Annotated in this window: 6 protein-coding genes; 5 read left to right on the top strand and 1 reads right to left on the bottom strand. The window is 58.7% G+C overall.

The window, feature by feature from the left end; translation table 11 throughout:
• On the bottom strand, positions 1-4,458 hold the full coding sequence (gltB, locus tag I6L38_RS10710; RefSeq protein ID WP_201889321.1) for a glutamate synthase large subunit: 4,458 nt from the start codon (positions 4,456-4,458) through the stop codon (positions 1-3).
• Positions 4,459-5,070: 612 nt separating this feature from the next.
• Here gltB and I6L38_RS10705 point away from each other — a divergent pair.
• The 5 genes from I6L38_RS10705 (at position 5,071) to I6L38_RS10685 (ending at position 12,212) form a co-directional block, all read left to right on the top strand.
• Entirely contained in the window at positions 5,071-6,006 is a 936-nt protein-coding gene (locus I6L38_RS10705) for a TIGR01212 family radical SAM protein (protein ID WP_043171943.1), read from the top strand.
• A 405-nt stretch (positions 6,007-6,411) separates the two neighbouring features.
• Positions 6,412-8,556 (top strand): type I secretion system permease/ATPase, encoded by a 2,145-nt coding sequence (locus tag I6L38_RS10700; RefSeq protein WP_010633572.1) that lies wholly within the window; start codon positions 6,412-6,414, stop codon positions 8,554-8,556.
• A complete protein-coding gene (locus tag I6L38_RS10695; RefSeq protein WP_005302548.1) occupies positions 8,549-9,967 on the top strand; it encodes an HlyD family type I secretion periplasmic adaptor subunit in 1,419 nt (472 codons plus the stop codon). Before I6L38_RS10700 ends, I6L38_RS10695 begins: the two co-directional genes overlap by 8 nt.
• Before the next feature lie 35 nt (positions 9,968-10,002).
• A complete protein-coding gene (locus tag I6L38_RS10690; RefSeq protein WP_195878746.1) occupies positions 10,003-11,331 on the top strand; it encodes a TolC family outer membrane protein in 1,329 nt (442 codons plus the stop codon).
• 158 nt (positions 11,332-11,489) lie between these two features.
• Positions 11,490-12,212, top strand: coding sequence for a transglutaminase-like cysteine peptidase (locus I6L38_RS10685; RefSeq protein ID WP_017766671.1), 723 nt, complete (start codon positions 11,490-11,492; stop codon positions 12,210-12,212).

Genomic DNA, 12,212 nt, shown 5'->3' with positions numbered 1-12,212 from the left:
TTATTGCGCCTGGATTCTGAGTTCTGCACTGGAACGGCTGGTGTGGCCCAACAGCGATTTGACATCGCTGGACTTGGGTTTGATCAGCCTGAACTTGGGCACATAGGAGTCGAAATTGGCCAGGATCTCCTCGGCGCGCGAGCTGCCGGTTTCATTGAGGTGCGCCGTGATGATGCCGCGCAGGTGCTCCTGGTGGATGGCAAGATCCGCTACGTCCAGCAGTTCCACCAGCTCGGGGTTGGTGCGCTTGGCGAAGCTGCCGCACTCGTCGAGCACGTAGGCAAAGCCGCCGGTCATGCCTGCCGCGAAGTTGACGCCGGTCTCTCCGAGCACGGTGACGATGCCGCCTGTCATGTATTCACAGCCGTTGTCGCCAATCCCCTCGACCACCGCGAGAGCGCCGGAGTTGCGCACCGCGAAGCGCTCGCCGGCGGTGCCGGCCGCATAGAGCTTGCCGCCGGTGGCGCCGTAGAGGCAGGTGTTGCCGATGATGGCTGCCTCGTGGGACTTGAACGCCACGCCGACGTGGGGCTTGATCACCAGCTTGCCGCCGGTCATCCCCTTGCCCACGTAGTCGTTGGCATCCCCGGTGAGGATCATCTCAAGACCGCCTGCGTTCCAGACGCCGAAGCTCTGGCCTGCGGTGCCGTTGAAGTGAACCCGAACCGGATCCGCTGCCATCCCCTGGTTGCCATGGCGCTTGACGATCTCGCCGGAGAGGCGCGCACCCACGGAGCGGTCGGTGTTGCGGATGTCGTAGCGGAACTCGCCGCCACTCATGTTCTCGACGGCATCCAGCAGGTCTTCCACCATCTTGAGGTTGAGCGGCCCCTTGTCGAAGGTGGGGTTGTGCTGCTGGCTGAACAGGCTGGAGCCTTCCGGTGCTACCGGGCGGGCCAGGATGCCGGACAAGTCCAGCTTGGCCTGACGGGCGGTGAGGCCGGGCAGGGCTGCCAGCAGGTCGGTGCGACCGATGAGGTCGGTCAGCTGGGTGACACCGAGTTCGGCCATCAGCTCGCGGGTCTCCTCGGCGATGAACTTGAAGTAGTTCATCACCATCTCCGGCAGACCGGTGAAGTGCTCGCGGCGCAGCTTCTCATCCTGGGTGGCGACGCCGGTGGCGCAGTTGTTCAGGTGGCAGATACGCAGGTATTTGCAGCCGAGCGCCACCATGGGGCCGGTGCCGAAGCCAAAGCTCTCGGCGCCGAGGATGGCCGCCTTGATGATGTCCAGACCCGTCTTGAGACCACCGTCCACCTGCAGCCGCACCTTGTGGCGCAGGCCGTTGGCGACCAGGGCCTGCTGGGTCTCGGCCAGCCCCAGTTCCCAGGGGGAGCCGGCGTATTTGACCGAGGTGAGCGGGCTTGCACCGGTGCCGCCGTCGTAGCCGGAGACAGTGATGAAGTCCGCATAGGCCTTGGCCACGCCGCAGGCGATGGTGCCGACGCCGGGCTCGGAGACCAGTTTCACCGAGACCAGGCAGCTTGGGTTGATCTGCTTGATGTCGAAGATGAGCTGGGCCAGATCCTCGATGGAGTAGATGTCGTGGTGGGGCGGTGGCGAGATCAGGGTCACGCCGGGCACCGAGTAACGCAGCTTGGCGATCTGGGCCGTCACCTTGTCACCGGGCAGCTGGCCCCCTTCGCCGGGTTTGGCGCCCTGAGCCACCTTGATCTGCACCACGTCGGCGTTCATCAGGTAGTGGGGGGTGACGCCAAAGCGCCCCGAGGCCACCTGCTTGATGCGCGAATTCTTCTCGGTGCCGAAGCGCTTGGGATCTTCGCCGCCTTCGCCGGAGTTGCTCTGACCGCCGAGCCGGTTCATGGCCACCGCCAGCGCCTCGTGGGCCTCCGGCCCCAGTGCACCGATGGACATGGCGGCGGAGTCGAAGCGGGGGAACAGCTTGGCCGCAGGCTCCACTTGATCCAGCACCACCGGATTGTCGACCTTCTTCAGAGTAAGCAGATCGCGTAGGGTAGCAATCGGCCGCTCGTTCACCAGACGGGCGTACTCCTTGTAATCGGCATAGTTGCCGGAGCGCACCGCGGTCTGCAGGGTCTGCACCACGTCCGGGTTGTAGGTGTGGTACTCGCCGCCGTGGACGAATTTGAGCAGGCCACCCTGGGTGAGGGCCTTGCGGGCCAGCCAGGCCTGGCGCGCCAGGTTGAACTGATCCTGCTGGATGTCGGCAAAGTCGGCACCCTGGATGCGGCTCGATACGCCGCGAAAACACATCTCGACCACGGCTTTGGAGAGGCCCACCGCTTCAAACAGCTGGGAGCAGCGGTAGCTGGCCACCGTGCTGATGCCCATCTTGGACATCACCTTGTAGAGCCCCTTGTTGATGCCGTTGCGGTAGTTGAGCATGGCCTGGCGCAGGCTCATCTTGAGCACGCCCTCTTCTACCTGCTTGGCGAGGGTCTCGTAGGCAAGGTAGGGGTAGATGGCGGTGGCGCCAAAGCCCAGCAGCACAGAGAAGTGGTGCGGGTCGCGCACGCTGGCGGTCTCCACCAGGATGTTGGCGTCGCAGCGCAGGTTGTTGTCCACCAGGGTACGCTGCACCGCCCCTACCGCCATGGCGGCCGGGATGGGCAGGGTGTTGGCAGTGACGTCCCGATCCGAGAGCACCAGCAGCACGGTGCCGGCCTTGGCTGCAGCCTTGGCTTCTTCACAGACGCGCAGGATGGCCGCTTCCAACCCCTCTTCAGGTCTGAAGTTGAGGCTGATCACCTGATGGCGATAGTGCTCCCCTTCCAGGGCCAGCAACTGGTGGAAGTCGGAGTAGAGCAGGATCGGCGACTGGAACAGCACTCGGTGGGCGTGGCCGAAAGTCTCGTTGAACACGTTCTGCTCGCGACCGATACAGGTGGCCAGCGACATCACGTGGTTCTCCCGCAGCGGATCGATGGGCGGGTTGGTCACCTGGGCGAACATCTGGCGGAAGTAGTCGTACAGGGTGCGCTGGCTGGAGGAGAGCACCGCCATGGGGGTGTCATCCCCCATGGAGCCCACTGCTTCCTGGCCGTTTTCACCCAGTACCCGGATGATCTGGTCCAGCTCCTCATAGGAGTAGCCGAACAGCTTCTGATAGGTTTTCAGCTGATCGTCGGAGAACTCGCGGGCACCGGTGCTGGCGTCATCCATCTGCTCGAACGGCACCAGTCGCTTGCAGTGCTTGTCCATCCACTGTTTGTAGGTGTGGCGGCTCTTGAGGTCGTCGTCGATCTCGAAGCTGGTCCAGATCTTGCCGTTGCTGGTATCCACCACGAACAGTTCGCCCGGGCCGACCCGGCCCTTCTCCAGCACCTCGTCCGGGGTGTAGTCCCAGGTGCCCACTTCGGAGGCCAGCGTGATGAACTTGTCCTTGGTGATGACGTAGCGGGCCGGGCGCAGGCCGTTACGGTCGAGCGCGCAGGTGGCGTAGCGGCCGTCGGTCATGACGATGCCGGCCGGGCCGTCCCAGGGCTCCATGTGCATGGAGTTGAAGTCGTAGAAGGCGCGCAGGTCGTCATCCATGTTCGGGTGCTTCTGCCACGCAGGCGGGATCAGCAGACGCATGGCACGGAACAGGTCCATGCCGCCGGCGAGGAAGAGATCCAGCATGTTGTCGAGGCTGGAGGAATCCGACCCCGTGGTGTTGACGAAGGGGGCGGCCTCTTGCAGATCCGGAATGAGCGGGGTGGCAAACTTGTAGCTGCGCGCTTTGGCCCATTGGCGGTTGCCGGCGATGGTGTTGATCTCGCCGTTGTGGGCCAGATAGCGGAACGGTTGCGCCAGCGGCCAGCGTGGGCTGGTGTTGGTGGAGAAGCGCTGGTGGAACACGCAGATGGCCGCCTGCATGCGGATGTCGGCGAGATCCAGATAGAAGCGCGGCAGGTCCACCGGCATGCACAGCCCTTTATAGACGGTGACCAGGTTGGAGAGGCTGACCACATAGAAGTAGTCGTCGCTGATGCGCTTCTCGATGCGGCGGCGCACGATATAGAGGCGGCGCTCGAGGTCCTTGTCGACCCAGCCGGGCGGGGCGTTGACAAAGACCTGTTCGATGCTGGGCAGGGACGCCTTGGCGATGGAACCGAGTACATTGGTATCGATGGGCACCTTGCGCCAGCCGACCAGACTCAGGGTCTCCTTTTCCAGCTCCTCGTCGATGATGTCGCGCGTGGCCTGGGCCAGGATGGGATCGGGGTTGAGGAACAGCATGCCGACCGCGTAGTTGCGGCCCAGGTGCCATCCCTTCTCTTCGGCGACCGCTCTAAAGAAGCTGTCGGGTTTTTGCAGCAACAGACCGCAGCCGTCGCCGGTCTTGCCATCGGCGGAGATACCGCCGCGGTGCTGCATGCGAGCCAATGCTGACATCGCGAGACGGACAAGCTTGTGGCTGGCTTCACCTTCCATGTGGGCCAACAGGCCGAAGCCACAGTTATCCCTCTCCAGCTTTGGATCATATAGTGACATTGCATTTCTCCCTTGCTCGGCCTTGCATCGCGCTGTCGTCAACAGACTGCATAAATTGCGATTGGCTCTTGTGGTTCCGTCCGCCTGAGGTGGCGAATCTCCAAACTAATGGGATTTTTCGGCAAGGTCAATTGGACATCCCGGCTGTTTTCATTATTACAATGTCATAACAAAATCTCGATGCGCGAGGATAAATGGGGTGGTAATTGGCTATTGCTCTGGTGTTTTTTATTTTTGCGAGATTAAATCCTGATGTGTCGGGTTTTGTTGGTTGACTCGGTGGGTGTGGGTGTTTGTAGTAAATTTACCAATTCACTGCCGGAGTGGCTGGTTGAGATCACATTACTGATGTGAATGACTTGCATTTGCCAAATCCCCGTATAAAGAAAAATTTTCATTATTCAACAGAATGTTAGCTAACAATTATGCAGCCATGCTGAAGGCTGGTCAGAAGGGGGATGGGTCTCGAAAGCGTCGAGAATGTCCGGTTAACTGATATTTATCCTGTTATTGGTGAATATTTATATGTTTTCTGACTCTCGTATCCCTTGATCCAGCGCAGCACCCCGTACGGGCAAGCTCGTACAATGACGCTCCTTTACTGGAGGTGTCATGCAGTTACACGAACTCGTCAATACATTCGGCCAGGATCTCAAGCAGCGCCATGGCCAGAAGATCCACAAGCTCTCCATTCACGGCGCCTTCACCTGCCCCAATCGTGATGGCACCCTGGGGCGTGGTGGCTGCACCTTCTGCAATGTTTCCTCCTTTGCCGACGAATCGGCCCAGCAGCTCTCCGTGGTGCAGCAACTGCTGGCCCGTCGGGACGAAGTGACCCGCGCCAAGCGCTATCTCGCCTATTTTCAGGCCTATACCAGCACCTATGCCGAAGTGGAGTACCTGCAGCGCATGTATGAAGAGGCGTTGTCGGTGAGCGACATGGTGGGCTTGTGTGTGGGGACGCGCCCAGATTGTGTGCCGGATGCGGTGCTGGACCTGCTGGCCGGTTATCAGGCCCGGGGTTACGAGGTGTGGCTGGAACTGGGGCTGCAGAGCGCCAACGACAAGACGCTGCAGCGCATCAACCGGGGCCACGGCTATGCCGCCTATGTGGATGCGGTGACCCGGGCCCATCAGCGGGGCATCAAGGTGTGTGCCCACCTCATCGTGGGTTTGCCCGGCGAGGTGCCGATGGACAGCCTGGATACCCTGCACCGTATCGTGGATACCGGCGTGGAGGGGATCAAGCTTCACCCTCTGCATGTGGTGGAGGGCAGCACCCTCGGTAAGGCCTGGCAGGCGGGGAGGCTCGATGTCTTGAGTCTGGAGCAGTATGTCGAGGCGGCAGTCGCCATGATCCAGCACACCCCACCCGAAGTGGTCTATCACCGCATCTCGGCTTCAGCGCGCCGGCCAACCCTGTTGGCCCCTGCCTGGTGCGAGAACCGCTGGACAGCGATGGCTGATATTGCTAGTGCGCTGGCCCGCACCGGTCCTCAGGGGCAGGCGTTGGAACGCCCGTTTTCCCTTGTGGGCAATATTGATTAGGTCGTCAGATTTCATTAAAAAAACAGTGGGTTATTAGATGAAATTCAGTCTTTGCGGTATAGTTTCGGTAAAATTGTCTTGATATAGTACTTGGCTTGAAAAAGATATCATTATCAATAAGCTTGTATTATTTCCAATTTGGACGGGATATATCGGGCATGGCGCCACCCTGTGTCGCGATCAACAGCCTGACCTGCCGTCCCCGCTTTGGGCATAATGCCGTTCAGGTCTGTCGATGACATCCAGTGTCAGGTACCTGTGCTTTTAGTGTGTATCAGGCTGTAGCTCCTTTTTCGAGGGAGCGCTGTTCTTTATGTCACGGGCATGTCTGCGCCAACAACGCCCGTGAGGTTTGAATATCGGTATGGCGAGACAGCCGGCCCAATCATGCAGTGACAGGATGCTATGCAAGCAGAAACTAACCGTATTGACGAGTTGTTGGAGTGCCTGGTCTTTCTGACCCGCTTTTATGGGGTACCCAACAGCAAGGATGCTCTCACCACCGGCCTGCCACTGGTGTCCGGTCTGCTGACGCCCAATCTGTTCGGCCGTGCCGCCGAGCGGGGTGGCTTGTCCGCCCGGGAAGTCATCCAGTCTCTCGACGAGATCTCCCCCCTGTTGCTGCCCTGCGTGCTGCAGATGCGCAACGGCGGCGCCTGCATTCTATTGGAGTGGAACGAAGACAGAACCCAGGGCAAGGTGATCTTTCCTCAGGCGGGGGATGCGGCCCAGTGGCTGAGTGCATCTCAACTGGGTGATGAGTATCTGGGGCGACTGTTTTTTGTCAAAAAGCAGTTCAAGTTCGATGAGCGTTCACCCAAGGTGCTGGAGACCCGCGATGGTCACTGGTTCTGGAGCACCCTGCTCGAATCCCGCGGCATCTATCGGGATGTGCTGGTCGCCTCCATCCTCATCAACCTGTTTGCCGTCGCAAGCCCTCTGTTCACCATGAACGTCTACGACAAGATAGTGCCCAACCTGGCGTTTGATTCGCTCTGGGTGCTGGCGGTCGGCGCCATGGTGGTGTTCACCTTCGACTTCGTGATGCGCCAACTGCGCAGTTACTTCATCGACATCGCCGGCAAAAAGTCCGATGTGCTGCTGTCTGCCAAGATCTTTGCCAAGGTGATGGGGATGCGGATGGAGTCGCGTCCTGCGTCGACCGGCGCCTTTGCCAAGCATCTGCAGGAGTTTGAATCGGTGCGGGAGTTTTTCACTTCCGCGACGGTATCTACCCTCATCGATCTGCCCTTTGCCATCTTCTTCCTGTTCATCATCTGGATCTTTGCCGGCGTCATGGTGGTAGTGCCCATCGTGGCCATGGTGATCCTCATCATTTACAGCTTCTATATCCAGGCGCCGCTCAAGCAGTCCATCGAAGAGGGCTCACGGCTGGCTTCCCAGAAGAACGCCAACCTTATCGAGAGCATCTCGGGCCTCGAAACCGTGAAGATCTTTGGTGCCGAGAGCATGTTCCAGCACCGCTGGGAACAGGCCGTATCCCACATTTCGACCTGGGGCGTACAGACCCGCCGCATCACCAACTCCATGTCGTCGCTGGCCAGCTACATCCAGCAGGTGGTGACGGTGGCACTGGTGATTGTCGGGGTTTACCAGATCTCGGAAGGACTGGTCACCATGGGGGGCATGATTGCCGCCGTCATGCTGTCGAGCCGCGCCATCGCGCCCATGGTACAGCTGTCGGTTCTCTCGACCCGCTACAACCAGGCCAAGTCCGCATTGGAAATCTTGGAGAAGATCATGATCACGCCGGGCGAGCAGGAGGAGGGCAAGCAGTACATCCACCATCCCGTGATCTCCGGTCGGATCGAGTTTGACAAGGTGTCGTTCAAGTATCCCGGGATGGAAACCAGCACCCTGCACAATATCAACCTGCGCATCGAGCCGGGTGAGAAGGTGGCCATCATTGGCCGGATCGGGGCGGGCAAGACGACTCTCGAGAAGATTTTGATGGGCCTCTATCGGCCCACCGACGGCTCGGTACGGCTCGATGGTTTTGAACTCGATCAGCTGCCGGCCTCGGTGATCCGCCGCAATATAGGCTGTGTGCCACAGGATGTGACCCTGTTTTTTGGCTCGGTACGCGACAACATCATGCTGGGCAATCCGCTGGTGGATGATGTGCGAGTCATGCGGGCTGCCAAGCGGGCCGGTGTGACCAACTTCACCAACCGGGATCCCAATGGGCTGGATAGACAGATAGGGGAAGGGGGGCGTCAGCTCTCCGGTGGCCAGCGTCAGGCCATCTTGTTGGCCCGGGCCTTGCTCAATGATCCCCCCATACTGGTGATGGACGAACCGACCTCCAACATGGATAACCAGTCGGAGATGCAGGTCAAGCATGAGCTGGCCAGACTTGGGCCGGAAACGACCCTGATCGTCATCACCCACAAAACCACCATGCTTGACGTAGCCTCACGGGTCATCGTGATCGAGCAGGGTCAGGTGGTGGCCGATGGTCCCAAGGAAATGGTGTTGCAACAGCTGAAAGAGGGCAAGGTGCGCGTACAGGAGGCCTCCAATGGCTAAGTTTGGCCTGTTCAAGAAGGCGCCTTCCGATACTGTGCTGCCGGCCCCGGAACACCTTGAGTTTGTGGATGACGGGGCGGCTGCCGTCCTGCTGAGTACCCCGACGCGGGCACGTGCCCTGCTGTGGGCCTGCTTCCTGTTTTTCATGAGTGCCATCATCTGGGCGGCCTGGGCCGAGCTTGATGAGGTGACCGTCGGCCAGGGCAAGGTGATCCCGTCACGTCAGCTGCAGGTGATCCAGAACCTGGAGGGGGGGATCGTCAAGGAGATCTTCGTGAAGGAAGGGGACATCGTCGAGAAAGGGCAGCCACTGCTGCGCATCGATGATACCCGTTTCCGTTCCGACTTTCGGGAGCGGGAGCAGGAGCTGGTGACCCTCAAGGGGGACATCGCCAGATTGCGGGCGGAGATCCAGAGCGTGGTGGTCAAGACTGGCCCCAATCTGGGTTGGCGTGAACAGGTGGTGGTTGAAAAGCAGCCTATCGTTTTTCCGGACGGTTATGAGAACGTGTTTGCCGAATATGCGACACGGGAAAAGTCGGTGCAGAATGAGCGCCTCAACAACCTGAGCAACCAGCTCTATATTCTGGGTCAGCAGATCGAGCAGAAAGAGCAGGAGACCATAGAGCTCAATGCCAAGATAAGGACGGTGGCACGCAGTGTGGATCTGGCGCGCCAGGAGCTCAATATCAGCCGTCCCTTGGCCAAAGAGGGGATCGTGCCCCAGGTTGAGTTGATCAAGCTGGAACGCCAGGTCAACGAGATGCAGGGGGAGCTTGAGAGCAATAGGCTGCTGATCCCCAAGCTTGACTCCGTATTGCGGGAAACCATCTCCAAGCGCAACGATATTGCGCTGAAGTTTCGGGCCGATTCGCAAACCGAACTCAACGAGCGGCAGGGCAAACTGAGCCAGTTGTCCGAGGGGCAGGTGGGATTGCGTGACCGGGTGGATCGCACCAGCGTCATCGCCCCGCTCAAAGGCACTATCAAGAAGCTCAAGATCAATACCCTGGGTGGCGTCGTCCAGCCCGGCATGGATCTGATGGAGATAGTACCGCTGGAAGACACCCTGCTGGTCGAAGCCAAAGTGTCGCCGAAAGATATCGCATTCCTGCGACCGGGGCTGGAAGCCGTGGTCAAGATCACTGCCTATGACTTCACCATTTATGGTGGATTGCATGGCAAGGTTGAGCAGATAAGTGCCGACTCAATTCAGGATGAAGATGGCAATTCCTTCTACCTGGTTCGGGTACGCACAGAGAAGAGTTACTTGGGCGATGAGCTTAACGCACTTCCCATCATCCCCGGTATGTTAGCCAGTACAGATATTATTACTGGTAAAAAAAGTGTCCTAGACTATTTGCTTAAGCCGATATTACGGGCAAAGCAGTCGGCACTGAGAGAACGATAAGCCAACAATCTAAAAACAACATGACTGGAGATACCATGAAGAAGACGATTGTTGCCATGTTAGTAAGTGGCGCCGTGCTGTTCCCGGGCCTAAGCCAGGCACAAACACTGGAGCAGTCAGTGGCACAGTCACTGGCTACCCATCCCAAAATCAAGGAAGCTTTTGATCTCTATCAGGCGCGACTGTATCAGCATGACGGGGCCAAAGGTGGTTACTACCCCACCATCGATCTGCGTGGCGGTGTCGGCTACGAGAAGACTGACAGCCCGACCACCCGTGCGGCCGGCGCAAACTCGACCACCATCGATGACTCCATGACCCGTAAAGAGGCCGGCATCAGCCTGCGCCAGATGTTGTTCGACGGCTTCAACGTCAGCAGCAACGTGGCACGTACCGATGCCGAAGCCAATGCCCAGCGCCTGGCCATGATCTCCGAGGCGGAGAACACGGCACTGCGGGTGGCCGAGGTCTACCTCAACATGTTGCGCCAGCAGGAGATCCTGGAGCTGTCCAAGCAGAACCTGGAAACCCACGAACAGATCCGCAGCGACATCAGCAAGCGGACCGATTCGGGGTTGGGTTCGACCGCTGACCAGACCCAGATCGATGGCCGGGTAGCCAGAGCCTATGCCAACCAGGCTGCCGCCGAGAACAACTATCGCGATGCCGAAAGTGAGTTCATCCGGGTGGTCAACGAGATGCCAAAAGATTTGGTACAGCCGGTTCCGGATGCTCAGCTCATTCCTAGCAGCCTGGATGCTGCACTGAAGACGGCAACCGAAGTTCACCCGACGCTGCTCTCCTCCCTGCAGGATATCGAAGCCGCCAAGTACCAGCATGAGGGTTCCAAATCCGGTTTTTATCCCAACGTCACCTTTGAAGTGGATCAAAACTGGAATGAGGATATCGATGCCGTCAAGGGGCGCAACGATGACCTGACCGCCATGGTTCGGATGCGCTACAACTTGTTCCGCGGTGGTTCCGATCTGGCCCAGAGCAAGGCCACTTCCGCACTCTATTCCCAGGCCAAGGATATTCACATGAATGCCTTCCGTCAGGTAGAGGAAGGAACCCGCCTGGCCTGGAACGCAAAAGAGTCTTTGGCTAAACAGAAGACCTTCCTGAAAGAACACGTGGATGCAAGCTATGACACTGTGCAGGCGTACAAGAAGCAGTTTGGTCTCGGCCAACGTACCTTGTTGGACGTATTGAACACCGAAAACGAACTGTTTGAAGCGCGCCGCAGCTACATTACAGCCGAGTATGACTCCCTGCTGGCGGATTATCGGATCCTCAATGCCACTGGCAGCCTGCTCAACGCATTCAATGTGAAGCAGCCGGCCGATTGGCAAGCCAAACAGTAATGGAGTGCGCATCAGGTTTGATGCGAGTGAAAGGGATGGTTGCAGCCGGGCTGCCGCCATCCCTTGTCTCTGACGGCCATCTCTGGCCAATGCAGTGAGTACCATTGGATCTGTCGAAGATGCATGTGACCGGATGGGATAGAGCAAGCAGTATCGGCATGGCGTCAACCTCCGGTTTGACCCAGTTGCTGCGCGCTCGCTGGTTACGCTGGTCACTTTGGCTGCTGCTGATATCTCTGCCGCTACTGCTCTCCGCCAGCCAGCCTCTTACCCCTGAAGATCTCAAACTGGTACAACGGGCTCAGGAGACCTACGGCGTCAGAGCCGGCAAACGGGTCACCACCTGGCGCACGCTGGTAATGCAAAATCGGGCTGCCGGCCTGACCGACCGTCAGAAACTGGAGAAGGTTAACCAGTTTTTCAACCAGATGCGGTTTATCGACGACATCAAGTTGTGGCGAAAAAAAGACTACTGGGCAACCCCGCTGGAGTTTTTGGGAGCGGCTGGTGGCGATTGTGAAGACTTCAGCATTTCAAAATACTTTACCCTGCTGGAGCTGGGTGTTCCGGATGAGAAGATGCGGATGGTCTATGTCAAGGCATTGGATTACAACCAGTTTCATATGGTCGTCGCTTACTATGAAACACCGTCTGCGGTGCCCGTCATTTTGGATAATTTGATAGGGTCGATCCGGCCTGCCAGTCAACGTAGGGATCTGGTGCCGATATACAGCTTTAACGGTAGTCACTTGTGGTTGATGAAGGCGCGTGGTCAAGGGGAACTGGCTGGACAGTCCTCACGCCTGGGATTATGGAATGATTTACGCAATCGCATGACGTCGGGGCGATTGGCTCAGCCTGTGTTGAATTTGGATGATTAA

Origin of the sequence: Aeromonas sp. FDAARGOS 1408 (genome assembly GCF_019048665.1) — a bacterium.
GTDB classification, from domain to species: domain Bacteria; phylum Pseudomonadota; class Gammaproteobacteria; order Enterobacterales; family Aeromonadaceae; genus Aeromonas; species Aeromonas dhakensis.
This window is presented reverse-complemented; position numbering and strand designations above follow the sequence as displayed.